Annotated in this window: 24 protein-coding genes and 1 other RNA gene; 7 read left to right on the plus strand and 18 right to left on the minus strand. The window is 71.5% G+C overall.

Annotation, left to right across the window (positions count from 1 at the left end; all coding sequences use genetic code 11):
- Positions 1 to 168: 168 nt before the first annotated feature.
- Both recR and AB0M82_RS44790 read right to left on the minus strand, forming a co-directional pair.
- Positions 169 to 765, minus strand: a complete 597-nt coding sequence (gene recR, locus AB0M82_RS44785) for a recombination mediator RecR (protein ID WP_364735745.1) — start codon at positions 763 to 765, stop codon at positions 169 to 171.
- A gap of 5 nt (positions 766 to 770) precedes the next feature.
- Entirely contained in the window at positions 771 to 1,130 is a 360-nt protein-coding gene (locus AB0M82_RS44790; RefSeq protein WP_364735747.1) for a YbaB/EbfC family nucleoid-associated protein, read from the minus strand.
- 78 nt (positions 1,131 to 1,208) lie between these two features.
- On the opposite strand from AB0M82_RS44790, the gene AB0M82_RS44795 reads away from it, so the two are divergent.
- Positions 1,209 to 2,066 carry an N-acetylmuramoyl-L-alanine amidase gene (locus AB0M82_RS44795; RefSeq protein ID WP_364735749.1) on the plus strand — a complete coding sequence of 286 codons (858 nt, stop codon included), beginning with the start codon at positions 1,209 to 1,211 and terminating at the stop codon, positions 2,064 to 2,066.
- Here AB0M82_RS44795 and AB0M82_RS44800 read toward each other — a convergent pair.
- On the minus strand, positions 2,051 to 2,404 hold the full coding sequence (locus tag AB0M82_RS44800; RefSeq protein ID WP_364735751.1) for a helix-turn-helix domain-containing protein: 354 nt from the start codon (positions 2,402 to 2,404) through the stop codon (positions 2,051 to 2,053). The genes AB0M82_RS44795 and AB0M82_RS44800 overlap by 16 nt on opposite strands.
- Positions 2,405 to 2,453: 49 nt before the next feature.
- Between AB0M82_RS44800 and AB0M82_RS44805 the strand changes: the two genes are divergently transcribed.
- Positions 2,454 to 2,885, plus strand: a complete 432-nt coding sequence (locus AB0M82_RS44805) for a TIGR03618 family F420-dependent PPOX class oxidoreductase (protein WP_364735753.1) — start codon at positions 2,454 to 2,456, stop codon at positions 2,883 to 2,885.
- Between the two features lie 20 nt (positions 2,886 to 2,905).
- Here the strand turns inward: AB0M82_RS44805 and AB0M82_RS44810 are convergent, their stop codons facing one another.
- On the minus strand, positions 2,906 to 4,999 hold the full coding sequence (locus AB0M82_RS44810; RefSeq protein ID WP_364735755.1) for a DNA polymerase III subunit gamma and tau: 2,094 nt from the start codon (positions 4,997 to 4,999) through the stop codon (positions 2,906 to 2,908).
- 44 nt (positions 5,000 to 5,043) lie between these two features.
- Positions 5,044 to 6,594: an ALF repeat-containing protein gene (locus tag AB0M82_RS44815; RefSeq protein ID WP_364735756.1), complete on the minus strand. Its 1,551-nt coding sequence runs from the start codon at positions 6,592 to 6,594 to the stop codon at positions 5,044 to 5,046.
- Positions 6,595 to 6,707: 113 nt separating this feature from the next.
- Here AB0M82_RS44815 and AB0M82_RS44820 point away from each other — a divergent pair, with 113 nt between their 5' ends.
- Positions 6,708 to 7,532 (plus strand): fused MFS/spermidine synthase, encoded by an 825-nt coding sequence (locus AB0M82_RS44820; RefSeq protein ID WP_364735758.1) that lies wholly within the window; start codon positions 6,708 to 6,710, stop codon positions 7,530 to 7,532.
- Positions 7,533 to 7,933: 401 nt separating this feature from the next.
- On the opposite strand, the gene ffs is transcribed toward AB0M82_RS44820, so the two are convergent.
- The 10 genes from ffs to AB0M82_RS44870 form a co-directional block, all read right to left on the minus strand.
- An RNA gene (ffs, locus tag AB0M82_RS44825) (signal recognition particle sRNA small type) lies at positions 7,934 to 8,028 on the minus strand.
- Positions 8,029 to 8,049: 21 nt separating this feature from the next.
- Positions 8,050 to 8,649 carry an ATP/GTP-binding protein gene (locus AB0M82_RS44830; RefSeq protein WP_364735760.1) on the minus strand — a complete coding sequence of 200 codons (600 nt, stop codon included), beginning with the start codon at positions 8,647 to 8,649 and terminating at the stop codon, positions 8,050 to 8,052.
- Complete coding sequence (locus tag AB0M82_RS44835; RefSeq protein WP_364735762.1) at positions 8,627 to 8,980, minus strand: DUF742 domain-containing protein; 354 nt, start codon at positions 8,978 to 8,980, stop codon at positions 8,627 to 8,629. The genes AB0M82_RS44830 and AB0M82_RS44835 overlap by 23 nt, the downstream gene beginning before the upstream one ends.
- 34 nt (positions 8,981 to 9,014) lie before the next feature.
- Positions 9,015 to 9,449: a roadblock/LC7 domain-containing protein gene (locus tag AB0M82_RS44840; protein WP_364735764.1), complete on the minus strand. Its 435-nt coding sequence runs from the start codon at positions 9,447 to 9,449 to the stop codon at positions 9,015 to 9,017.
- On the minus strand, positions 9,446 to 12,229 hold the full coding sequence (locus AB0M82_RS44845; RefSeq protein ID WP_364735766.1) for a nitrate- and nitrite sensing domain-containing protein: 2,784 nt from the start codon (positions 12,227 to 12,229) through the stop codon (positions 9,446 to 9,448). The genes AB0M82_RS44840 and AB0M82_RS44845 overlap by 4 nt, the downstream gene beginning before the upstream one ends.
- Before the next feature lie 26 nt (positions 12,230 to 12,255).
- Positions 12,256 to 13,044 (minus strand): ABC transporter ATP-binding protein, encoded by a 789-nt coding sequence (locus tag AB0M82_RS44850; RefSeq protein ID WP_364735768.1) that lies wholly within the window; start codon positions 13,042 to 13,044, stop codon positions 12,256 to 12,258.
- Entirely contained in the window at positions 13,041 to 13,982 is a 942-nt protein-coding gene (locus AB0M82_RS44855) for an ABC transporter permease (protein WP_364735769.1), read from the minus strand. Before AB0M82_RS44855 ends, AB0M82_RS44850 begins: the two co-directional genes overlap by 4 nt.
- Positions 13,979 to 14,992: an ABC transporter substrate-binding protein gene (locus tag AB0M82_RS44860; protein ID WP_364735771.1), complete on the minus strand. Its 1,014-nt coding sequence runs from the start codon at positions 14,990 to 14,992 to the stop codon at positions 13,979 to 13,981. The genes AB0M82_RS44855 and AB0M82_RS44860 overlap by 4 nt, the downstream gene beginning before the upstream one ends.
- Positions 14,993 to 15,963: 971 nt before the next feature.
- Positions 15,964 to 17,484, minus strand: a complete 1,521-nt coding sequence (locus AB0M82_RS44865) for a HAMP domain-containing sensor histidine kinase (protein ID WP_364735773.1) — start codon at positions 17,482 to 17,484, stop codon at positions 15,964 to 15,966.
- The gene (locus AB0M82_RS44870; RefSeq protein WP_364735775.1) at positions 17,462 to 18,211 is read right to left on the minus strand and encodes a response regulator transcription factor; all 750 of its coding nucleotides are present in this window, start codon (positions 18,209 to 18,211) and stop codon (positions 17,462 to 17,464) included. Before AB0M82_RS44870 ends, AB0M82_RS44865 begins: the two co-directional genes overlap by 23 nt.
- Before the next feature lie 179 nt (positions 18,212 to 18,390).
- On the opposite strand from AB0M82_RS44870, the gene AB0M82_RS44875 reads away from it, so the two are divergent.
- Positions 18,391 to 19,035, plus strand: a complete 645-nt coding sequence (locus AB0M82_RS44875; protein WP_364735777.1) for a hypothetical protein — start codon at positions 18,391 to 18,393, stop codon at positions 19,033 to 19,035.
- A gap of 52 nt (positions 19,036 to 19,087) precedes the next feature.
- Here the strand turns inward: AB0M82_RS44875 and AB0M82_RS44880 are convergent, their stop codons facing one another.
- A complete protein-coding gene (locus AB0M82_RS44880; RefSeq protein WP_364735778.1) occupies positions 19,088 to 19,744 on the minus strand; it encodes a response regulator transcription factor in 657 nt (218 codons plus the stop codon).
- Positions 19,741 to 20,895 (minus strand): histidine kinase, encoded by a 1,155-nt coding sequence (locus AB0M82_RS44885; protein ID WP_364735780.1) that lies wholly within the window; start codon positions 20,893 to 20,895, stop codon positions 19,741 to 19,743. The genes AB0M82_RS44880 and AB0M82_RS44885 overlap by 4 nt, the downstream gene beginning before the upstream one ends.
- Before the next feature lie 104 nt (positions 20,896 to 20,999).
- Here AB0M82_RS44885 and AB0M82_RS44890 point away from each other — a divergent pair, with 104 nt between their 5' ends.
- Positions 21,000 to 21,197 carry a hypothetical protein gene (locus tag AB0M82_RS44890; RefSeq protein WP_364735781.1) on the plus strand — a complete coding sequence of 66 codons (198 nt, stop codon included), beginning with the start codon at positions 21,000 to 21,002 and terminating at the stop codon, positions 21,195 to 21,197.
- Here the strand turns inward: AB0M82_RS44890 and AB0M82_RS44895 are convergent.
- Positions 21,187 to 21,633 (minus strand): nitroreductase family deazaflavin-dependent oxidoreductase, encoded by a 447-nt coding sequence (locus AB0M82_RS44895; RefSeq protein ID WP_364735783.1) that lies wholly within the window; start codon positions 21,631 to 21,633, stop codon positions 21,187 to 21,189. The two genes, AB0M82_RS44890 and AB0M82_RS44895, sit on opposite strands and share 11 nt — an antisense overlap.
- 126 nt (positions 21,634 to 21,759) lie before the next feature.
- On the opposite strand from AB0M82_RS44895, the gene AB0M82_RS44900 reads away from it, so the two are divergent.
- Together AB0M82_RS44900 and AB0M82_RS44905 are read left to right on the plus strand one after the other, a co-directional pair.
- Positions 21,760 to 22,434 carry a TetR/AcrR family transcriptional regulator gene (locus AB0M82_RS44900; protein WP_364735785.1) on the plus strand — a complete coding sequence of 225 codons (675 nt, stop codon included), beginning with the start codon at positions 21,760 to 21,762 and terminating at the stop codon, positions 22,432 to 22,434.
- Positions 22,435 to 22,479: 45 nt separating this feature from the next.
- The coding region (locus tag AB0M82_RS44905; protein ID WP_364735787.1) for a 3-hydroxyacyl-CoA dehydrogenase NAD-binding domain-containing protein at positions 22,480 to 23,289 on the plus strand (810 nt) is incomplete at its 3' end.

Here is a 23,289-nt window from a genome sequence, read left to right on the forward strand (position 1 = left end):
GCCGGCAACCACCAAACCCCGTTACCCCACAACCACAACCAGCGCTGTCAACCCCACTGACCAGCACCAACAGGATGAAAAATCCCCAATGTGGCGTCGGTTGCGTCTGACGCACCGAACGCCACATTGGGGCGCTCGGCCCGAACGTCGAACAACTTGCGCCGACGCCTAGAGCGCTCGCCGGCCGGAGAGCGCGCGGCCCAAGGTCAGCTCGTCCGCGAACTCCAGGTCACCGCCCATCGGCAGGCCCGACGCCAGCCGCGTGACGCTCAGGCCCGGGAAGTCGCGCAGCATCCGGACCAGGTACGTCGCCGTGGCTTCGCCCTCGGTGTTGGGGTCCGTGGCGATGATGATCTCGCTGATGTCGGCTTCGCCGATCCGCTTGAGCAGCTCGCGCATCCGCAGCTGCTCCGGGCCGATGCCCGACAACGGGTCGAGCGCGCCACCCAGCACGTGGTAGCGGCCCTTGAACTCACGCGTCCGCTCGACCGCCAGGACGTCCTTCGGCTCCTCGACGACGCAGATGACCGTGAGGTCGCGGCGCTCGTCGCGGCAGATGCGGCAGGTCGGGTGCTCGGAGACGTTGCCGCAGATCTCGCAGAACTGCACGCCTTCCTTGACCTTGCCGAGCACGTCCTGCAGCCGCGAGATGTCGGCCGGGTCGGCGGCCAGCAGGTGGAACGCGATCCGCTGGGCGCTCTTCGGCCCGATCCCCGGCAACCGCCCGAGCTCGTCGATCAGGTCCTGGACGACACCTTCGTACAAGTTCGTCAGCCGCCGAAACCGAGGCTGCCGAGGTCCGGCATGCCGCCACCGCCGCCGAGGCCGTTGGCCAGGGGGCCGAGCTTCTGCTCGGTGAGCTTCTGCGCGTTCGCCGACGCGTCGCGCACCGCCGCGACGACGAGGTCGGACAGCGTCTCGACGTCGTCCGGGTCGACGACCTTCGGGTCGATCCGAAGGCTCTTCAGCTGGCTGTCACCGGAGACGGTCGCGGTGACCAGCCCGCCGCCGGCACTGCCGGTGACCTCGGTGTTGGCGAGCTCCTCCTGGGCCTCGACGAGCTTCTGCTGCATCTGCTGCGCCTGCTGCATCAGCTGGGAAAGGTCGAAGCCGCCGCCGGGTTGCACCATGATCGCACTCGGTCCTCTCTGCACGCCTGTGTCCCCACCAGGGTAGTCGCGCCACCCGCGGTGGCGGGCTGTGGCACCGTGGTCGCCGTGCGACGCGCGATTGCTCCCCTGCTGCTGACCGGTGCCCTGCTGCTCACCGGCTGTGCGGAAGACACCCCGGCGGCGCCGGCGGCCGCTTCCACGACCACGCGGACGGCCACGCCGACGACGGTCACTCCGTCTTCGACGCCTTCGTCGTCGCCGTCGTCTTCGTCGTCGGCTGTCACGCCGCCGGTGGCGCCCGCGGCCGGGAAGGTCGTCGTGCTGGATCCGGGGCACAACGGCGAGAACGACTCGCACCCGGCGGAGATCAACCGGCTGGTGCCCGCCGGGCGCGGGCAGACCAAGCCGTGCAACACCACGGGCACCGCCACCAACGCCGGCTACACCGAGCACGCGTTCACCTTCGACGTCGCGCAGCGGGTCGGGAAAGCGTTGGCGGCCAAGGGAATCCGCGTTGTCCACACGCGACAGAACGACACCGGCGTCGGCCCCTGCGTCGACCGCCGGGCCGCGATCGGCAACGCGGCGAACGCCGACGCCGTCGTCTCCATCCACGCCGACGGCTCGACCGCGGCGGGGGCGAACGGCTTCCACGTCGCGTATTCGTCGCCGCCGCTGAACGCCGCGCAGGGCGAGCCGTCGACGCGGCTGGCGCGGACGCTGCGCGACACGATGCGCGCGAGCGGCTTCAGTTCGGCGAACTACATCGGGAGCGACGGCCTGGCTCCGCGCCCGGACCTCGCCGGCCTGAACCTCTCGACCCGCCCGGCGGCGCTGGTGGAGTGCGGCAACATGCGCGACGCGACCGAGGCCGCCCGGATGGCGAGCGCGGACGGGCGGCAGCGGTTCGCCGCGGCCATCGCGGCGGCGATCGAGGCCTACCTGGCTTCTTGAGCCGCTACGACGGCTTCGCCGTTGACGGTCGCCCACCTGGTGAGGACGCCGATGGGCTCGACGAGCGTCCGCCCGAGGTCCGTCAACGAGTACTCCACCCGCGGCGGAGCTTCGGCGTACGCGCGACGGTCGACCAGGCCGTAGCCCTGGAGCTTGCGCAGCGTCTGGGTGAGCATCTTCCGCGAGATGCCGCCGATGAGGCCGACCAGCTCGCCGTGCCGCCGCGGGCCGCGGCTGAGCGCGAACACCACGACGACCGCCCATTTGTCGGCGATGATCTCGATCGCCAGCCGGGCCGGACAGTCCGCGAGGAAGACGTCGCCGGAGAAGTCACCCATGGGAACAAAGGTACCGAGAGGTGCCTTTCGGCTACCTAATCTCGGGACCATGGAACTTCCCGAAAGCTGCCACCGCCTGTTCGAGCGGCCGTTCAACGCCGTGCTGACGACCGTCAACCCGGACGGCTCGCCGCAGACCTCGATGGTCTGGGCCAGCCGGGAGGGCGACGAGATCGTGATGGGCATGGAGGGCCGCCGTCCCAAAGCGCGCAACATCCGCGACGACCCGCGCGTCACCGTGCTGATCGAGGACCATGACGGGCGCGACGGGCACGGCCTCCCCCAGTACCTGCTGGTCCGCGGCACCGCCCGGATCGTGGGTCCGGGCATCCCGGACGAGTTCACGGCGCTGATGGACCGGCAGGCCCGGCGTTACCTGGGCGCCGAGAAGTTCGAGCTGGGCAACCAGGGCTCGACGACGGCCGTGATCGTCCGGGTCACCGCCGACCGGGTGACCGGCAACGGCCCCTGGGCCTCCTGACCCAGCCCTGCTGGAGCCCGTCAGTCCAGAGGGCGGGCGCCGAGGTGGTCCGCCAGGAGCTTGCGGGCCTTCTCGTCCGGGTCCTGGTCCGGCGGGGGTGGGGGCGGCGGCGGGGCGGGGCTGGCGTCCTCGTTGTAGAGGTCCTCGTCGTCCTCGTCGGCCGGTTCCGGAGGCAGCGGGATGTCCGGCTCGGTCGTGGCCACCCGGGGCCGCGTCGGGGCCGCCGGGGCCGGTGCGGGCCGGGAGGGAGCGACCGGCTCGGCGGGCGCCGCCGCCGACTGGCGGGTGAACGACCGCTCCGGGGCGGGTGCCGCCTGCTGCGGACGGGCAGCGGGCGCGACCGGCGCGTTGCCGTGCACGCAGCGGACCTGCCAGTCACCGCCGAGGACGTCGGTCAGCGCGCCGGCGATCTTGCGGGCGTTGTCCTGGTCGGACAGCCGCCGGGCCAGCGGCTCGGACTTGTGGGTCAGCGTCAGTGCGTTGCCGTCGACGCTCGCCACCGTGGCCTGGGTCAGCATCGCCTCGATGCTGCGGCCGCCAGTGAACTTGCGCAGCGCGGTCATCAGCTGCGGCCAGACGTTCCGGATCGCGGCGGCGTCCATGCCCCCGGCCGACGCGGGCGCGGCCGCCGGCACCGGAGCTTCTTCGGCCGAAGCCGCCGGGGCGGGCGTGCCGCCGGGAATGCGGGTGGTCCCCCAGCCGCTGGCCGACGAGGCGGCGGCGGCGCCGTTGTCCCGGCCGGCATCGGAGCCCGCGACGGCCGAAGCGGAGCCGGCGCTCGAAGCCGCGGCGGGCGTGCCGCCGACGGGAGGACGAGCGGGCGGAGGCGGCGCGGCGGCGGGCTCCGGGACGGGCGCGGGACCGCTCCCGGGCGCACGCTGCGACGGCCGGGAGAACGCCCGGTCCGGCGCCGCCCGCACCGGCGGCTCGACGCCACCCTCGACCGGAGCCGCGGGCGCTGTGGCGCGGCGCTCCAGCCGTTCGATCCGGGCCAGCAGCGCCGTTTCCGCCTCGGTGACCGACGGCAGCAGCATCCGCGCGCACAGCAGCTCGAGGACGAGCCGCGGCGACGTCGCGCCCCGCATCTCCAGAAGTCCATTGTGGACGATGTCGGCGTAGCGCGAGAGGGTGGCGATGCCGATCCGCTCGGCCTGCCCGACCATCCGCGACAGCTCCTCCTCGGGCGCGGACACCAGGCCGCCCGCGGAGTCCGGGACCGCGCGCAGCAGCACGAGGTCGCGCAGCCGGTCGAGCAGGTCGGTGGCGAACCGGCGCGGGTCGTGCCCGGCCTCGGTGAGCTTCTCGACCGTGCGGAACACCGTGGCGGCGTCCTCGGTCGACAGGGCGTCGACCATGTCGTCGATCAGCGCGACGTCGGTGACGCCCAGCAGCGCGACGGCGCGGCTGTAGCTGACGCCCTCCGGCCCGGCGCCGGCGAGCAGCTGGTCGAGCACCGACTGCGTGTCACGCGCCGACCCGCCGCCGGCCCGGATGACCAGCGGGTACACCGCGGGCTCGATCTCGACGCCCTCGGCGGCGATGTTGCGCTCCAGGAGGCTGCGCATCGCGCCCGGCGGGATCAGCCGGAACGGGTAGTGGTGGGTGCGCGAGCGGATGGTGGTGAGCACCTTGTCCGGCTCGGTGGTCGCGAAGATGAAGATGACGTGTTCGGGCGGCTCTTCCACGATCTTCAGCAGGGCGTTGAAGCCCTGCGTGGTGACCATGTGCGCCTCGTCGATGATGAACACGCGGTAGCGCGACTCGGCGGGCGCGTAGAACGCCTTGTCGCGCAGTTCGCGGGCGTCGTCGACGCCACCGTGGCTGGCGGCGTCGAGCTCCGTGACGTCGACGCTGCCCGAGCCCTCCGGCGCGAGCGCCTTGCAGGAGTTGCATTCGCCGCACGGGTCCGGCGTCGGACCTTGGACGCAGTTCAACGAGCGCGCCATGATGCGCGCGCTCGACGTCTTCCCGCAGCCGCGCGGGCCGGAGAAGAGGTAGGCGTGGTTGATCCGCCCGGCGGACAACGCCGTGCGGAGGGGTTCGGTCACATGCTCCTGCCCGACGACCTCGGCGAAGGTTGCCGGACGGTACTTGCGGTACAGCGCGAGAGCCACGCCGCGAGAGTACCGGGCACCACCGACAACCTTCGCCGTGCGGGTCAGGGCAGCTGGGCCAGGAGCGCGTTCACCTTGGCGACGTGCTGCGTGGTGAAGGCGTCACGTGCCCGCGCCTTGGGCAGCTCTACGTCCAGGTAGTGCTGCGCGCCCGAGTCCGGCCCGTCGAGCACGCCCTGCGCGACGGCGTTGACCTCCGGGCCGTCCGACAGCGTCTGGGTCACCTTGACCCGCAGGTCGATCAGGTGCGCGGCGTACTGGCCGGTGGCCAGGAACGCCCGGATGTCCGCGACGGTGCCGTCGAGCGCGTGCTGCGCCCACGACTTCGTCGCCGGGCCACCGGCCGCCATGATCTGGTTGACCTCGACGCGGTCGTCGGTGTCCCGGCCCGGGTAGTCGCCGGTGCGCAGCAGCGCGGCGACACCGGCATACGGGCCGGCGAGCGCGTCACGAGCCGCCTGGCGCAGGCCGGGGCGGGCCTTCGGGTCCGCCGCGATCGCCGCGACGGCGGCGCGGTCGTCGGACTCCTGCGCGACGGCGAGACCGCTGCGCACGAACGTGACGACGTCGTCGTCCGAGCCGCTCAGCGCGGCACGGGCGGCGTTCTTGACGGCGGCACCGCCGTTGCGCAGCAGGTAGACGGACGCCTTGCGGCCGTTGGGCACGGTCAGCGCCGGGTCGGCCGCGTCGGCGAGCAGCTTGTCGTTGTCCGTCTTGGCCTGCGCGGCGCGAGCCGCGGCCTCGCGGGCCTGCTGCTGCGCGGCGGCCTCGGCAGCCGAGGCCGCCCGGCCGGCCTCCTGGTTCTGGGCCTGCTGGGTGGCGAGCCGGTCGGTGTTCGCCTTCCGCGCGTCCGAGGCGATCGTCGCGGCGCGGCTCTTGGCCAGCTGCACCCCGATGGCGCTGTGCCGGGCCGCGGCCGTCTTGCCGAAGTCGACCTGGGCCTGGACCGCGGCGACCTCGGCGTCGCCGTCCGCGGCGACCTTCCGCCACCGGGAGAGGAAGTACCGGACGTCGTCCGGGGTGCCGTCGAGCGCCATCTGCGCGGCGGCCTTGACCTCGGGGCCGCCGGCGGCGAGGGCCTGGTCGGCCGTGATGCGTTCGTCGATGTCCCTCGCCTGCTGCAAGCCGGTCTCGAGGAACGCGCGGACGTCGGCGGGCGTGCCGTCGAGCGCCTTCTGGGCCGCGGCGTGGACCACCGGGCCGCCGGCGCTCATGGCCTGGCCGACGGCGATCCGGTCGTCCGCGATCCGGGCCTGGGCCAGTCCGGTGGCCAGGAACTCGCGAATGTCGGCCTGGGTGCCCTCGAGCGCTTTCTGGGCGGCACGCTTGGTGGCCGGTCCGCCGGCGCTCATGGCCTGGGCGACGAGGACCCGCTCGTCGGTGTCCTGGGCGCGCTGGCGGCCCGTGGTCAGGAAGGACTGCAGGTCGGCGGGTGAGCCGAGCAGAGCTGCTTCCGCGGCCGCGGACACCCCGGGGCCACCGGTTTCGAGGTAGCCGACGGCCTGCGCCCGGTCGGGAAGGACGTCGGCGGCGGCCGGTGTGGCGAAGACACCGGCGGCGAGTGCCGCGGCGACGATTACTGCGTTCGCACGCAAGGAAATCCCCCTTGGTCGTTGAACGTTCCGTTCCCTTATCGACGGCCCGGGCGGAATGTTTCCGACCGCCGCTAGGCTCGGGTGCTGTGGGTCGTACGCGGAGGCCGGATCCGGTGCCCGGGCGGTACCCGGTGCGGTTCGGGACGGCGGAGCTGACCAAGGACGCCGGCCGCGGTAACGCCTGGCTGCTGTCGGTGGGCGGGGTCGCGCAGTCATACGTCGACCTCGACGATCCGGCCAACCTGGAGTTCGACTACGTCCGGCGGTTCGCGGACGTGGTGGACCAGCTGCCACCGGGTCCGCTGGACGCGCTGCACGTCGGCGGGGCGGCGTGCACGCTGCCGCGTTACGTCGCGGCGTCGCGGCCGGGGTCGCGGCAGCTGGTGTTCGACGCCGACGGCGAGCTGGTGGACCTGGTCCGCGCCCAGCTGGGGCTGCGGGTGCCGGGCCTGCGCGTCCGGGTGACGGACGGCCGCTCGGGGTTGCCGACGCGCCGGGAGGATTCGGCGGATCTGGTGGTGGTCGACGCGTTCGAGCGCGCGACCCTGGCCGGCGGCCTGGCCACCCTGGAGGCAACCCAGGCGATCGCGACAATCCTCCGAAGCGACGGCATCTACCTGTCGAACATCACGGACGGCTCAGGTCTCCCGTTCGCCCGCCGCTTCCTGGCAACCTTGCGGGAGGTCTTCCCACAGGTCCTGCTCTTGGCCGACCCGGCGGTGCTGAAGGGCCGCCGCTTCGGCAACCTGGTGTTCGCGGCATCCCCAGCCGAACTCCCAACGGCAGAGATCGCCACCCGAACGGCCTCGGCACCATTCCCGGCAAGGTGCATAACCGGACCAGAGCTCCACAAGCTGGCGGGCCGAGCAAAGCCAATAACGGACAAGGACACCCCACCATCCCCAAAACCCCCAAAAGACATCCTGGGCCTGTTCTAGAAAGTCACAAGAGCGCAAGACGCAAGAGCGGGCCACGGCAGAGACCAAAGACGCAGGTCGCCGGGGGGCCATGGCAGAAAGCAAACGCGAAGGTCGCGGGGGCCACGGCAGAGCTCGCACATCGCGACCGGCCACGGCAGACCTCGCACATCGCGAGCGACCACGACAGAGCTCGCAGGTCGCGGGGAGCCACGGCAGAGTTCGCAGGTCGCCGGGGAGCCACGGCAGACCTCGCACATCGCGAGCGGCGACGGCAGAGCTCGCAGGTCGCGGGGGGGCCACGGCAGAGCTCGCAGGTCGCGAGAGAGGCACCGTGGGGGGTCCGGGGGGCTCGGCCCCCCGGGCAGAGAAGCGAAGTGAAGGCCCGGCGAAGGGGCGAAGCCCCGAAGCAGGAGCCGAAAAGAAGGGGACCCCGCGCACCCATCAGAGCCTGCTTATCCTTGCTGCCTTCCGGCCCTGGGGAAGTTCACAGGGTGGACGCCGCGCGGGGTCCGTGGATCAGTGTAGCGGGCCCGGTTCAGGCGCCCGCGCCCGCCTGGGCGCGGGCCCGTTTGAACGTGTTGTGCAGGACGGCCAGCAGGGCGTCGCGCACCGAAAGCTTCTGGCGGGCGTCGAACGTGATCAGGGGGACGTCGTCGCTCACCGCAAGTGCCCAGCGGATGTCGTCCAGGTTGTGGCCCAGTGATCCGTCGAACATGTTCACCGCCACCACGAACGGCAGGCCCGCGTTCTCGAAGTAGTCGACCGCCGGGTAGCAGTCGTCCATGCGGCGGGTGTCGACGATCACCAGCGCGCCGAGCGCCCCGTGGACCAGGTCCTGCCACATGAAGCCGAAGCGGTCCTGGCCGGGCGTGCCGAACAGGTACAGCTTGACCTCTTCGTCGATCGTGATGCACCCGAAGTCGAGGGCGACCGTCGTCGTGGTCTTGGCCGGGACGTGGCCCGTGCGGTCGACGTTCGCGGCCACCGAGGTGATCGCGGCCTCGGTCGTGAGCGGCTTGATCTCCGAGATGGAGGACACCGCCGTCGTCTTGCCGACGCCGAAGCCGCCCGCGATGACGATCTTGACCGGGGCCGGCGGACGGGCGCCCGGTTCAGTGAATGGCTTCGAGTCCACGAATGACCCTTTCGATCATGCCGAGGTCGTGCGAGTTGTGGCTCCCCGGCCGCCGGACGACGACGTAGCCGAGTTCGGCCAGGTCGGCGACGAGCACGCGGGCGACGCCGATGTGGAGGCCGAGCATGGCGGCCACCTCGGCGACCGACATCGTGTTCCGGCAGAGGGAGACGATTTCCTGTCGTTCGAACGTGAGCTTGGGGTGCGACGCCGCGCCGAGGCGTGACGTCATGACCTGGGCCTCGATTTCGAGGCTCTGGTCGATCGGCTGGGCACGTCCCGAGGTCATCAGGTACGGCCGCAGCAACGAGATGTCCGGTTCTTCGGTCATCGCCGTGCCTCCCTGCAGGCGCTACGCGCCACTGTCACATTCCGACGCTGTTCTTCAGCTCCTCGATGAGCCCGGGGGTCAGGACTTCGGTGGCGCGGTTGGCGAACATCGCCATCTCGTAGGCGATCGTGCCGAGGCTGGCCTGCTTGTTGGCGAGGACGCCGAGTGAGCAGCCGATGCTGATGGTGCAGACCAGCAGGTATCCGTGCTCGAGCTCGATGATCACCTTGTCGGGCGAGCCGAGCGGGTGGCTTTCGGAGACGCCGTGGGCGAGGCCGAGCATGGCGGAGGAGATCGCGGCGAGGCGGTCGGCGTTGGAGCGCTCGAGTTCCGACGACACCGCGATCAGCAGGCCGTCGGCCGAGACCGCGATGGCGGCTATCGCGCCCGCGGTGTGCTGCGCGAAGCGGCTCACCAGCCAGTTGAAGTTCTGGGCTTCGACACTGACGCCAGGTGCGGGGATGCTCATTTCCTGCTCTCTTCTCCTTGTTCCATCACACGACCGGCGACCACGCCTCGGGGCGGGCTGTCTGCCGTAACCACGTCCGCTTTGGCGAGGCCCGCGGCGAACGAGTCGAACGCCGCTCGCTCGGCCGCCGGGTCCCGCTTCGCGCGGTTGACGACGGCGCGGGCGATCGGCCGCCCCGCGGGCTGCTGACGCAGGCCGGGGGCGAGCTGGGCACCGGGGACACGGCGGATCAGGCCGTCCCGCGACTGCGGGATGGCCGGGATCGGCGCGGAGTCCGTGATGCGAGCGAGGGCCGGCACGTCCGCGGGGACGCGCGCCGGGAGAGACGGCGGCGCCGGCACGGGTGCGGTCACGACGGTGGGTGGCGCGGACGGCGGGTCGGTCGTCATCGCGCCGACCTCGGCGGCCTTGGCGAAGGCGCTCTGGAAGCCGTCCATGGCGGCCTTGGTCGCTTCCGGGTCGTGCCGGGGTTTGCCGTCCGCCGGCGCCGTCGGCGTGCCCGGGCTGGGCAGCTGCGCGCCGCGGACGCGGCGGCGGAGCCCGCCCCGGATCTCGGCCGATGGTTCGGGCTTGGGTTCTTCGGCCGGTTTGACGTCGGGTTCGGCGTCCGGCCACACCGGTTCCAGCTGGGCTTCCAGCTGGCGGAACCAGCGGAAGCCGTTGCCTCGGGTGGTGCCGAGCAGGGCCGGGATCGCCGGCATGGGCAGTTCGGTCGGCCGCTCGCGGGCCGGTTCGGGCGTCCGCACTTCGTCCGAAGTAGACAAAGCGGCCGCGTGCCGTGGCTGCGACGGCGGGGCGGCCGGGAGCGCCGCCTGGACCGGGAGCGCCGGGATCGCCGGCGCCGGTTCGGCCTTCGGGTGCTGTGGCGCGCGGTGGCTGAACAGCGGTGACGGGATGGTCAGCCGCGCGGTCACGCCGCCGGTGGTCGGCGTCGCGAGCAGCTCGACACCCAGCTCGTGACGCCGCGCCAGGCGGCCGACCACGAACAGGCCGAGCACACTGGTCGGCGCGAGTTCCAGGCGTTCGCGCTCGACGAGCCGCTTGTTCTCGTCGGCCATCTTCTCCGCGGTCATGCCGATGCCGTGGTCGACGATGCTCACCAGACAGGAGCCGTCGGCGAGGAACATCGTGTCCACTTCGACCATCGAGCCCGGCGGCGAGAACGACGTCGCGTTCTCCAGCAGCTCGGCGAACACCAGCACCAGGTCGGCGCCGAGGGCCGACGACAGCAGGATTTCGGCGACGACGCCGAGCTTGACCCGCTGGTAGTCCTCGATCTCGGCGAGCGCGGAGCGCAGGGCCGTCGACAGCTCGATCGGGCCGGCGATGCGGGTCTCGTCGCGGGTGCCGGACACCACGAGCAGGTTGTCCGCGTTCCGGCGCAGGCGGGTGGAGAGGTGGTCGAGCCGGTACAGGCTGGCCAGCAGCCGGGTGTCCTGCTCGTTGCGCTCGACCTCGTCGATCAGCGCGAGCTGGCGGCCGACGAGGTTCTGCGTGCGCTTCGCGACGTTCGCGAACATCAGGCTGGTGTTGCGCCGGGTGAGCGCCTGCCGCTCGACGAGCTCGGCCGCGGTGGTCTGGACCCGGTTGAACGCTGCGGCGAGCTTGCCGAGCTCGTCGCCGGAGACGACGTCGATGGTGGCCAGCCGCGGGATCTGCTCGTCGGCCTCCTCGGTGTCGGTCACGCGGACGAGCTCGGTGCCGGCGAGGTCGGCGACCGACGTCGCCGCGGTGGTCAGCTGGCGCAGCGGCCCGGCGATCGAGCGGGACACCGCGACGGCGAGGAAGGCGACCAGCAGGAACAGCGCGCCCGCGCCGAGGCCGACCGTCCACGCCAGCCGCGTCGCGGCGTCGGCTCGGCCGTTCGCGGATTCGGTGATCTCGCCGATGGCCCGTTCCTGCACGAGCTTCCGTTGGCCCGCATGGGCGTCCGACGCGGCGAGCACGTCCGCGACGTACTTCGTGGTGCCTGTCGCGTCACGCGGGTTGTCGATCTGGGCGGCGAGGTCGTCGACACGCCGGCCGGCCTCGCTCTGCTCGATTTGGACGACCAGCGCGGCCCGCTCGCTGTCGTCACCGTCGTCGCCCTGCTGGACGAACCGGTCGATGAAGATCGGCGCCTGCTGGGTCGCGTCGTCCAGAATGGACCGGCCGGCCTCCGGCGCCACCGCGGTCACGATGAGGGCCATGGCGCGCAGCGAGTTCTCCTCGTTCGCGCGCAGCAGCGCGTCCAGCGCCGTCAGCTCCCTGGTGCCTTCGGCGTCACTGGTGAGCTGCGGAACCAGGCGCAGGGAGTCGATCACCGCGCCGATCACGGCGTGGTAGGTGCGGGCCACGCTGTCGAGCGCGACGCCGCGGCGGGCGGCGTTCTCCCGCAGCTCACCGAGGGAGCCGATCCGGGTCAGCGCCGCGGAAAGCTCGTCGGGAGCGTCGGCACCCAGCGCACCGCGGACCTCGGCGACCGTCGCGTCGACCACCTTCCGCTGCTCGAGCATCTGATCCGGGCTCGCCGAAGGCGTCGCCACGAACGCGCCCGTCAACAGCCGTTCGCGCTGCAGCTGCCACATCAACCCGCCGAGGTGCTGGGCCTGTCGCGCGACGGCGGCCGACTGCGCCGCCGCACCGGCGCTCTCGGCCTGCGTCAGCACGAACGGCACCGACACCAGCACCACCGCGATCAGCGGGGGCAGCAGCAGCAGGTTCAGCTTGCCGCGAATGCCGAGCCGGGCGAGGAAACCCCCGCCGTCCGCCCGTTTCGCGGTCGACCTGCCGTGCTTCATCCCGCCACCCTTCCCGTCTGCCGTTCTCACTCGACCGCGGCCACCCGGCTGACGTGGCCGCGGTGCTGCTCGCGGACCAGGTCCTCGATCCGGGCGCGCAGCGCGAGGAACCGCGGTTCGCGCTTCACCGCCAGGTCCCGTTCGGCCGGCAGGGCCACCTCGACGTCGGCGGCGATCCGGCCCGGGTCGGAGGCGAGCACCACGACCCGGCCGCCCAGGAACACCGCTTCTTCGACGTCGTGGGTGACCATCAGCACCGTGGTGCCGGTGTCGGCCCACACCTGGCGGATCAGCACTTGCATGTCCTCTTTGGTCTGGACGTCCAGCGCGCCGAAGGGTTCGTCCAAGAGCAGGACTTCCGGTTCGCACGCCAGGGCACGCGCGATCGCGACGCGCTGTTTCTGGCCGCCGGAAAGCTGCTTCGGCAGCGACCGGCGCACGGTGTCGAGGCCGGTCTCGGCGAGGTACCAGTCGACGCGCTTGGCGCGCTCGGCCGCGTCGATCGGGAGCAGCTCGAGTCCGAACGCGACGTTCTTCTCGACGCTGCGCCACGGGTAGAGCGCGCCGGACTGGAAGACGAGCCCGCGGTCCGGCCCGGGGCCGGTCACGGGGACGCCGTCGAGCACGATCTCGCCTTCGGTCGGCCGGCTGAGCCCGGCCACCAGCGAGAGCAGCGTCGACTTGCCCGAACCGCTCGCGCCGACGACGCAGACGAACTCGCCGCGCGGCACCTCGAGGTCGACGCCGTCGAGTGCGCGCGTCACCTTGCCGCGGACGGTGTAGTCCTTGGCGACGTTCCGCAGTTCCAGCGTCATGCCGCCCACTTCCCGACCCGGGTGCGCAGCAGGCGCAGCAGGACGTCGATCGTCAGCCCGGCGATCCCGATGACCACGAGCACCGCGAAGATCTTGTCCGTCTGCAGGAACCGCTGCGCCCGGACGATCCGGTAGCCGAGGCCCGCCGTGGAGTTGATCAGTTCGGCGACGACCACGAAGTTCCACGCCGCGGCGGCGTTGACCCGGATCGCGTCGATCATGCCCGGCAGCGAGTGCGGCAGGACGATCTTGCGCAGCACCTCGCCGCGGCGCGCGCCGAGCGTGTAGGAGACGTCGATGAGCGCGGCGGGCACGCCGCGGACGACGTCGGCGGTCATCAGCGTGTTGAAGAAGACGGTCCCGATGAAAAGAATGGCGATCTTCGAAGGCTCGCCGAGGCCGAGCCAGATGATCAGCAGCGGGATGAACGCGCTCGCCGGCAGGTAGCGGAGCAGCCCGATCAGCGGCTCGAAGAACGCCTGCCCGGCGGTGAACGCGCCCATCAGGATGCCGAGCGGGACCGAGACGAGCACCGCGAGGCCGAAGCCTTCGAGCACCCGCTGCGTCGTCGCCCAGAGGTCGCCGAAGAGCTCGCCGGTGCCCACCATGTCCACCCCGGCCTTGAGGACGGCGGCCGGGGACGGCAGGAACGTCGAATCGACGGCGCCGCTGATGCTCAGCCCGACCCACGCGAGGAACGGGATCGCGAACGACAGCACCGCCAGCGTCCAGCGGGCCGAGGCGGAAATCGGCGTGCGCAAGGACAACAGGGGCGAAGCGGACGGCGTCAGCCCGGCCCGGCGGGGCAGCGGAGCCCAGCCGGGGCGGCCCCGGCCGGACTCGTGCTGTTCGGCCAGCCGCTGCTCGGCTTCCAGCGCCTCGGCGGCCCGCTCGTCGACCGGGCTCGCCGGGGTGGTGCGCTGGGTCGGACCGGTCATTGCGGCGCGGCCTTCACGAACTGGTCGTCGAACAGGCCGTCGAGCGACGGGCGCTGCTGGGCGAGCCCGGTGCTGACGATGAAGTCGATGATCTTGTTCGCCTGGAAATCGAGGTGCTGCGCCGTGACGCCCGGCGTGAACGCGTCGATGTTCTGCTGCCGCGTGAAGATCGTGGTGCCGGCGTCGTAGGACTTGTAGTCCGCGTCGGTGACGCCACCGCGCTTGGCCATGATCTTCACGGCGGCGTCCTTGTTGTTCTTGATCCAGGTCAGCGTCTCGAACCAGGTGTTGACCAGCGCCTGGACGTCCTTCGGGTGCTCCTTGACCAGCTTCTGCGACGTGACGAGGTGGTCGGGGATGGCGCCGGGGAACTCCGCCGAGGTCGAGATCGCGCGGCTGCCCGGGCGCTCCAGCGCCGTCGAAGTGAACGGCGCGAACGCGGCGACCGCGTCGACCTGGCCGCTCTTGAACGCAGCGGCCGCGGCGTCGGTCGGGAGGTTGACCAGCGTGATGTCCTTTTCGGTCAGTTTCGCCGACTGCAGCGCGAGCAGCAGCAGGTAGTGGTCGACCAGGCCCTGTTCGACGGCGACCTTCTTGCCCTTGAGGTCGGCGACGCTGGTGATCCCGTCCCGCGCGATGATCTTGTCGTTGCCGGTGGAGTTGTCGTTCACCAGCACGATCGACAGCTTGGCGCCGCCGGAGACCGAAGACAGCGTGTCGTTCAGGGTCTGGCTGTTGGCGTCGATGGCCCCGCTGGAGAGCGCGTTGATGCTGTCGGTGTAGCTGTCGAAGTACTTCAGGTCGACGTTCACGCCGTTCTTGGCGAACAGGCCCTGCTCCTGCGCCACCTGCCAGGGGAACCAGCCCGGCCAGGCGCTGAACCCGATGGTGATCTTGCTGCCGCTACCGGAGGCGGAGCTGTCGCTGCACCCCGAGAGCGCGGTGACCCCGGCGAGGGCCAGCACGGTCAGGAGCACCGTCAGCAGACGGGGGCGAGGACGGGAAATCACAACGAACTCCAGGAGGCGGGGGAAGTGGAGTGGTGCCGTACCAAAGGGGGAACGCGGTGCTCGGGGCTACAGGTGGTGACGACAAGGAGGTAGGTCGGGCTGAGCTGCGCCACCGCGCACGGTCATCGCTGCTCTCTTCCGGCCGTACCTGATCGGGGCGTGGCGAGAGACAACGGGCAGGGAACACCTACACAAAGTGTAGGTCCAGCACTCAGCACACTGGTTCAACCACCTCTTGTCCCTCTCCCGGCGCAGAGCCTAGCGACTAGCACAAGATCCCCACAACGCCCTGCTACTGCATCCGAATGAGTGACCCTCAGCACGTTCAACCAGCGACATCGGGGTCCTTCAAGATCAACTTTAATGGGTTTTCTGTCGGCCGCCCGGCCAAATTGATCGACTTCCCGTGCGGCCGTCACGTGCAACTGCACGCGTCATAGTCCCTCGTCGTTACGGCAACGGCAGCGAGTACCGAGATCATCACCGACTGCTACGAACCTCGCCCGAACAATCGTTCGGAATACGCCGGTCACCGGACCGCGAATCGAACAGGTGTCCGCATCCCGCCGTTACCGCACCTGCTCCGAATCCGCCAAATGATTCGCAAGTGTTAACCCGCCCGAAACAATTCGGCCGGTTCCTCGCCGCCGGAAAGCACGGGTGCGGACGAAAATCCCCCACGGCTGCGGCCGCTCGGCTCATTACCTTAGGTCAATTGACCGATCTGGTCAGATCATAAAACGGTCGTGTCCCCGACCGTGAGTGGCGCGAAGCTCTGTTCGACCCACGACTGGATGGTCGTCATGGTGCCCACCGTCGGCGCCGCAGTGGTCAACTCGCGCCGAAGCTGTGAGCGCGCTGTGCATCCACCCCGGCCGGGTGGGCACCCCCAAACGCCACTTTCTCTACGAAAGATGCGTCGTTGTGGAGGGAATTCGGGGGATGTGGACAACTCGGCGGCGTGGGCTCCGTCAGTCTGGGGCAGGGGCCGCCGGGAAGGTGATCTCGAACTCCGTCCGGCCCGGACGGCTGGCCACCCCGACCCGGCCACCGTGGGCCGCCACCACCGCGGCGACGATCGCCAGGCCCAGCCCCGTGCTGCCCGCCGCGCGCGAGCGGGAATTGTCGCCGCGGGCGAAGCGCTCGAAGATGTCCGGGAGGACGTCCGGCGGGATGCCGGGGCCGTCGTCCGCCACGCGGAGCCGGACGATTCCGTCCGAAGTGGACAGTGTGGTGGTCACCGTGGTGCCCGCCGGGGTGTGCGTGCGGGCGTTGGCCAGCACGTTGATCACCACCTGGTGCAGCTGGCCCGCGTCGCCGAGGACGCCGATCGGCTCGCCGGGGACGTCCATCAGCCACTTGTGGTCCGGGCCCGCGACGTGCGCGTCGGCGACCGCGTCGGCCACCAGCCGGCACAGGTCCGCCCACTCGTGCACCACCGGCCGCCCGGAGTCGAGACGCGCGAGCAGCAGGAGGTCCTCCACCAGCGTCGTCATCCGGCGCGACTCGGACTCGACGCGGCTCATCGCGAACGCGACGTCCGGTGGCACCTGCTCGCCGCCGCGGCGGGTGAGCTCGGCGTAGCCGCGGATCGCCGCCAGCGGGGTGCGCAGCTCGTGGCTCGCGTCCGCGACGAACTGGCGGACCCGGTTCTCGCTCGCGTGCCGCGCGGTCAGCGCGTTCGCGACGTGCTGCAGCATCCGGTTCAGCGCCGAGCCGACCTTGCCGACCTCGGTGTTCGGGTCGGTGTCGGCCTCGGGGACCCGTTCGGACAGTGCCACTTCGCCGCGGTCGAGCGGCAGCTCGGACACCCGCGTCGCGGTCGCGGCCAGCCGGTCGAGCGGCTGCATCGTGCGGCGGATCGTCGCCGCGCCGACCGCGCCCGCCACCAGGATCCCGGCGAGCGCGACGCCGCCGAGGATGAACCCCAGCCGCCAGAGCGTCTCGTTGACGTCCTGCATCGGCAGGCCGATGACCGTGCGCTCGCCGCTGGGCGCGACGCTCGACAGGACGCGGTACTCGCCGAGGCTGCCGCCGAGGTCGACGCTGTGGGACCGGCCGTCCGCCGGCAGCGCGAGCAACTTCGTCAGCTGCTCGCGGGTGATCGGCTTGAGCGGTGACTTTCCCTTGCCCTTCCCGGTGCCCGTCCCGGCGGAGAAGTCGAGGACGCTCGCCCGCACCACCGGGCCGGTCACGGTGACGGCGAGCGTGCCGTCGCCTTGCCCGAGCACCCGCAGCGGGTCGGGTGGTGGCGCGTCGCCGTACACCCAGGGCGGACGTTCCCCGGGGTGCTTGCCGCGGTCGTTCGTGGCGGCCAGCCGCTTGTCCTGCTGACCGACGAGGAACTCGCTCAGCGCGAACTCCGTGACCACGCCGACGACCACGCACACCAGCGCGAGCAGCGCGGCGAGCTGGACGATCAGCCGTCGCCGCAGCGACCAGGGTCGCCGGAAGCGCGACGGGCGCGGTTCAGCCGGCGGGCTTGAGGACATACCCCGCGCCCCGCATGGTGTGGATCATCGGCTCGCGGTCGGCGTCGATCTTCTTGCGCAGGTACGAGATGTAGAGCTCCACGATGTTGGCCTGGCCGCCGAAGTCGTAGCTCCACACGCGGTCGAGGATCTGGGCCTTCGACAGCACGCGCTTCGGGTTGCGCATGAGGTAGCGCAGCAGCTCGAACTCGGTCGCGGTCAGCGGCACGAGGTCGCCGCCGCGGCGCACCTCGCGGCTGTCTTCGTCCAGGGTGAGGTCGCCGACGACCAGCGTCGACCCGCTCGCGCCGGTCACCCCGCCGGCCCGGCGCAGCAGGGCACGCAGGCGCAGCGCCACCTCTTCGAGGCTGAACGGCTTGGTGACGTAGTCGTCGCCGCCCGCGGTGAGCCCGGCGATGCGGTCTTCGACCGCGTCCTTCGCGGTCAGGAACAGCACCGGCAGGTTCGGTGCCTCCGAACGCATCCGGCGCAGCACCTCCAGGCCGTTGAAGTCGGGGAGCATGACGTCGAGGACGACGGCGTCGGGGCGGAAGTCACGCGCGATCCGGACGGCTTCCGTGCCGTCGCCCGCACTGCGCACCTCCCAGCCCTCCATCCGCAGGGCCATCGACACGAGCTCGGCCAGCGTCGCCTCGTCGTCGACGACGAGGACCCGCACCGGGCTCCCGTCGGCGCGGCGCAGGTCGGCCTTGCCGGCGCCCGGTGACGTGGCGTTCATAGCGGTCATAGTGCCACCTTCGCGACGCACGGTCAGTGTTCGCTGTGCACCCGCTGTGCGTTCCCTGTGAACACCGATCGTTCGGGTGGATACGGGAGCCACAGCGCGTGCTGACGCCTCGCACAGCTCAAACACAGCCACGGCGGTGAACCTGACCTGGACCAGTATGGGTACGACCGGAGGACACGATGACGACCGAGCCGACGCCGAACACCCCGCCCCCTGGCGGGCCGGCACCCGCCACGAGCGTTCCCGCCGGAGGCGAGCCGGCGAACTGGGGCGACCCCGCGGCGGCTTCGCCGGGGAAGGGCTGGTCCGGCAAGAAGACGGCGATCGCGGCCGGCATCGCCGTGGTGATCGCGGCCGGCGGCGGCGCGGCGATCTGGGCCGGCACGAGCAGCGCCGACAACTCCGCGCAGGGCCCCGGCGGGTTCGGCGGTCCGGGCGGTGGCCAGTTCCGCGGCCAGGGCATGCCCGGTGGCGGGTTCGGCGGCGGCATGACCGCGCTGCGGGAAGCACTGCACGGCGACTTCGTCGTCTCGAACGGAAGCGGCGGCTACACGACCGAGCGGCTGCAGACCGGCGACGTAACCGAGCTCAGCGCCACTTCGGTGACGCTGACCAGCAAGGACGGCTACAAGCAGACGTACACGATCGACTCGTCGACGCAGAAGACGGGCGATGTGAAGACCGGCGACCCGAACGTCACGGTGGTGGCGAAGGTCGAAGGCCAGACGGCGACGGCGACGTCGCTCGGCCAAGGTTTCGAGCCGGGTCAGCGCCAGCCGGGCCAGCGCCGCGACGGCGGCTACCCGGCCCGCCCCACGAAGTGACGAGGCGAGGCCCGGTGCGCTGAGCGGCCGGGCCGGCTGCTCAGCGCACGGGTCAGGCGCCCGGGACGAGCTTGTGCCGATAGGCGTAGACCACGGCGTGCACGCGGTCGGGCAGGCCGAGCTTCGAGAGCACCCGCGACACGTGCGTCTTGACGGTCTCCTCGCCGACGTGCAGCTGCCGGGCGATCTCGGCGTTGCTGCACGCGTTGGCGAGCAGCAGCAGCACCTCGCGTTCGCGGGAAGTCAGCCGGGCCAGCTCGGGTGGCTCCGCGGCCGCGGGTTCGAGCACCGCCGCGAACTTCGCGACCAGGCGCCGCGTCACCGACGGGTCGATCAGCGCGTCCCCGCGCGCCGCCACCCGCATCGCCGCCACCAGTTCCTCCGGCGCCAGGCTCTTCAGCAGGAACCCGCTCGCTCCCGCCCGCAGCGCGCGGTAGACGTACTCGTCGGCGTCGTAGGTCGTGAGCACGAGGACGCGGGTGTCGTTGCCCGGCGCGGCGAGGATCGCCTCGGTCGCGGCGAGGCCGTCGAGGCGGGGCATCCGGACGTCGAGGACCGCGACGTCCGGGCGCAGCCGGGCCGTCTCGGCGACGGCTTCGCGGCCGTCGGACGCCTCGCCGACGCAGGTGAAGTCGGGCTGGGTGTCGAGCAGCGCGCGCATCCCGGAGCGGAACATCGCGTGGTCGTCGGCCAGCAGGACGCGGATCATGTGCTCTCCACCGGAAAAGTCGTGCGCAGCTGCCACTGTGAGCCGTCTTCGCCGTAAGCGACCTGGCCGCCGAACAGGGTGACGCGCTGGCGGATCCCCGCCAGGCCGCGGTGCGCGTGTTCGCCCGTGGCGGTGCGGTCGGGGCGCAGGCCGTTGGTCACCGTGAGCACGACCTCGGTGCGGCCGTGGTTCAGCTCCACCTCGACCGGGCCTTCGCCGTGGCGGAGCGCGTTGGTCAGTGCCTCCTGCGCGATCCGGTACAGCGCGATGTCCAGCGAGCCGGGCAGTTCGCGGGGCTCGCCGCGCAGCGTCAGCCGGGTCGGCAGGCCGGCGGCGCGGACCGTCTCGACCAGCTCGTCGAGGTTGTCCAGGCCGGGCTGGCCGGCGTCGGCCTCGGCGTGCAGGAGGTCGAGCAGCCGGCGCAGGTCGGCCATCGCCGAGCGGCTCGCGGACTCGACCGCGCCGAGCGACTTCCGCACCGGCGAGTCGCCGTCGGGCAGGCCGAGCCGGGCCGCGCCGGCGTGCACGCCGATGGCGCTGACGTGGTGGGAGATGACGTCGTGCAGGTCGCGTGCGATCGTCGTGCGCTCCTCGGTGACGGCCCGGCGGACGGCTTCTTCTTCGTGCTGACGGCGTTCGTCCGCCGCGCGCTCCAGGTCGGCGATGTAGGCGCGCCGGGCCGTCGTGTACCGGCCGACCAGCCACGGCAGCAGCGCGCTGACGCTGACGCTGATCGCCGTCAGCCGCCAGTCGGCGGCCGTGCGCCCACCGCCTTCGAGGCAGCCCACGGTCACCCCGGCGACCAGGGCGACCAGTGCGAGCACGGCGGGCCTCGGCCGCAGCCAAGCCCCGGCGCGGTAGCCGGCGATGAGGATCCCGGCGTTGTTGCCGATCACGTACCCCGTGCAGGTGCACAGCAGCAGCGGCGCACCGGCGAAGAGCACGGCGTGCGCGAGGGCGACCCAACCCGAGTAGCGCGCGGCCCCGGCGAGGGCGGTGTTGACGGCGATGCCACCGAGCAGCACCGCCCACGGCTGCCAGCGGCCGTCGCCGAGCGGACCGCGAAGCGCGAACAGGGCGGCGTCGCAGACCACGCAGACGAGGGCGACCAGCAGCGACTGCCGCCTCAGTGACCCCCTGATGTCCTGCACACCCGCAACTCTGCCCTAAGGCGACCGCCACGGGTTCCGAACGTCCCGAAGTGGCCGTCGGTGCGCACGAACTCCCCGGCATCGACCTGCTTAGACTGGGCGGAATGAGGCGCTGGATCACCTTCGCGGTCGGGGTCGTGCTCGTGCTCGTCGGCGCCGTCTGGGTGCTGCAGGGGATCGGTGTCATCACCGGCAGCTTCATGACCGGCCAGAAGCTGTGGTTCCTGATCGGGGTCGTCGCGTTCCTGGTCGGCGTGGTCCTGGTGGCGGCGAACCTGACGCGGCGCAAACCTATTTCGTGAAGATCTCGAAGATCGGGTAGCCGGGCGCGATCTCGCGCAGCTTCTCGTCCGAGGCCTTGGCGTCGACGCCGTCGAAGAACACGCCGACCTCGAACTTCCAGCGCTTGAGGTAGGCGCGGAGGATGCCCGGCTTCTCGTCGTCGGTCAGCTCGCGGAAGGCGAACGTCTCGACGCGACGCCCGACGCGAAGCGTGCCCTGGCCGGCCGCGCGCAGGTTGCGCACCCACTGCGTCTCGCCGCGCGGGGCGACGAGGTAGCGGACGCCGTCGACGGTCAGCAGGTTGACGGGGACCGAGCGCGGCTCGCCGCTCTTGCGGCCGACGACGGTCAGCACCCGGCTGCCCCAGACGCTCACGCCCAGCTTGGTCAGCTTGGCGACCACCTCGTTGAAGAGGTTGGTGGACTTGCCGGGCTCGATGTAGCGGGTGTCATTCACGGTGTCCTCCGAAGTTCGGGAGAGCAGTGCTCTCGGTTAAGAGCAGTGAACACCCATCGAAGCGCGCTGTCAAGAGCACTGCTCTCTACTTTGTGCACCGCTCTCTCGCATGGCACACTGGGTGCCATGACCGCGACCCGCACGGCGCGTGAACGTGCCCGCGCCGAACTGACCCAGGAGATCAAGGACGAGGCCCGCCGCCAGCTCGCCGACGGCGGCGCGCACGGGCTTTCCCTGCGCGCGGTGGCGCGGGAGCTCGGCATGGTGTCGTCCGCGCTGTACCGGTACTTCCCCAGCCGCGACCGGCTGCTGACCGACCTGATCGTCGACGCCTACAACGCGATCGGCGAGGCGGCCGAGACCGCGGACCCCGGCACCGGCGATCTCCGCGAGCGGTGGCTGGCGATCTGGGAAGGGACGCGCGGCTGGGCGCGGGCGCACCCGCACGAGTACGCGTTGATCTACGGCTCGCCGATCCCCGGGTACGAGGCGCCGCAGGACACGGTGGCCCCGGCCGGACGCGTCGCCTTCGCGCTGGCCGGAGTCCTGGCGTCGGACGAGCTGCGTCCGCTGCCCGACGCTCCGCTGCCACCGGTGCTGCACCGGCAGGCCAAGGCCGTCACCGACGCACTGGGCGCTCGCATGCCCCCGGAGACGGTCGTCCGCCTGGTCGCGGCGTGGACCCAGCTCTTCGGCGCGATCAGCTTCGAACTGTTCGGCCAGTACGTGGGCAGCGTCGACCCGCCCGACGCGTTCTTCGAGTACTCCGCCCTGCGCATGGCCGAGTTCGTCGGCCTCTAAGCGGTACGGTCACGCAAGAGGACAACAGCGGAAGGCGGACGCGACGTGACGGGGTGGGCCGGGAAGGTCGGCAGGATCCGGGTGATCGGGACCGGCGTGATGGGCCGCGGGATCGGCCAGCTCGCCGCGACCGCGGGGGTGACCGTCGAACTGGCCGACGTGCGGCGCGAGGCGGTCGACGAGGCGATCGGGTTCGTCGGCGGGATGATCGACAAGCTCGCCGCCAAGGGCAAGCTGGGCGAGGACCCGCGGACGGTCAAGGACCGGCTGGTGCCGGTGGACGCGCCCGACGCTCCGGCCGACGGCGTCGACCTCGTCATCGAGGCCGTGCGGGAAGACCTCGCCACGAAGCGGGCGCTGTTCGCCGACCTCGAGCGCGTCTGTCCACAGGAGACGATCTTCGCGACGAACACCAGCTCGCTGTCGGTCACCGAAATCGCCGCCGGGCTGGGCGAGCCCGGCCGGCTCGTCGGGCTGCACTTCTTCAACCCGGTGCCGCTGATGCGCCTGGTCGAGGTGGTTCCCGGTGCACGCACGCACGACTGGCTGCCCGGCGAAGCGCTCGAACTGGTCCGGAGCTGGGGCCACGAGCCGGTGCTCGCGAAGGACGCGCCGGGCTTCCTGGTCAACCACGCCGGCCGCGGCCTGAACACCGAGGCGCTGCAGATCCTCGCCGAGGCGCTGGCCGAGCCCGCCGACGTCGACCGCGTCGCCCGCGACGTGCTCGGCCTGAAGCTCGGCCCGTTCGAGCTGCTCGACCTCACCGGCCTCGACGTGTCCCACGCCGTGCTGGAGAGCATCTGGGACGGCTTCCACGGCGACCCGCGGCTGCGGCCGTCGTGGCTGACCCGGCCG

The sequence above is a fragment of the Amycolatopsis sp. NPDC051128 genome, from assembly GCF_040682715.1.
In the GTDB taxonomy this organism is placed as follows: domain Bacteria; phylum Actinomycetota; class Actinomycetes; order Mycobacteriales; family Pseudonocardiaceae; genus Amycolatopsis.

Coding starts and splice junctions, on each gene's coding strand:
- AB0M82_RS44845 (WP_364735766.1), bottom strand. CDS start 12,229: ATGAAGCACGGCAGGTCGACCGCGAAACGGGCGGACGGCGGGGGTTTC.
- AB0M82_RS44855 (WP_364735769.1), bottom strand. CDS start 13,982: ATGACCGGTCCGACCCAGCGCACCACCCCGGCGAGCCCGGTCGACGAG.
- AB0M82_RS44800 (WP_364735751.1), bottom strand. CDS start 2,404: ATGGGTGACTTCTCCGGCGACGTCTTCCTCGCGGACTGTCCGGCCCGG.
- AB0M82_RS44890 (WP_364735781.1), top strand. CDS start 21,000: ATGAGGCGCTGGATCACCTTCGCGGTCGGGGTCGTGCTCGTGCTCGTC.
- AB0M82_RS44870 (WP_364735775.1), bottom strand. CDS start 18,211: ATGACCGCTATGAACGCCACGTCACCGGGCGCCGGCAAGGCCGACCTG.
- AB0M82_RS44865 (WP_364735773.1), bottom strand. CDS start 17,484: ATGTCCTCAAGCCCGCCGGCTGAACCGCGCCCGTCGCGCTTCCGGCGA.
- AB0M82_RS44835 (WP_364735762.1), bottom strand. CDS start 8,980: ATGACCGAAGAACCGGACATCTCGTTGCTGCGGCCGTACCTGATGACC.
- AB0M82_RS44900 (WP_364735785.1), top strand. CDS start 21,760: ATGACCGCGACCCGCACGGCGCGTGAACGTGCCCGCGCCGAACTGACC.
- AB0M82_RS44805 (WP_364735753.1), top strand. CDS start 2,454: ATGGAACTTCCCGAAAGCTGCCACCGCCTGTTCGAGCGGCCGTTCAAC.
- AB0M82_RS44850 (WP_364735768.1), bottom strand. CDS start 13,044: ATGACGCTGGAACTGCGGAACGTCGCCAAGGACTACACCGTCCGCGGC.
- AB0M82_RS44875 (WP_364735777.1), top strand. CDS start 18,391: ATGACGACCGAGCCGACGCCGAACACCCCGCCCCCTGGCGGGCCGGCA.
- AB0M82_RS44790 (WP_364735747.1), bottom strand. CDS start 1,130: ATGGTGCAACCCGGCGGCGGCTTCGACCTTTCCCAGCTGATGCAGCAG.
- AB0M82_RS44880 (WP_364735778.1), bottom strand. CDS start 19,744: ATGATCCGCGTCCTGCTGGCCGACGACCACGCGATGTTCCGCTCCGGG.
- AB0M82_RS44840 (WP_364735764.1), bottom strand. CDS start 9,449: ATGAGCATCCCCGCACCTGGCGTCAGTGTCGAAGCCCAGAACTTCAAC.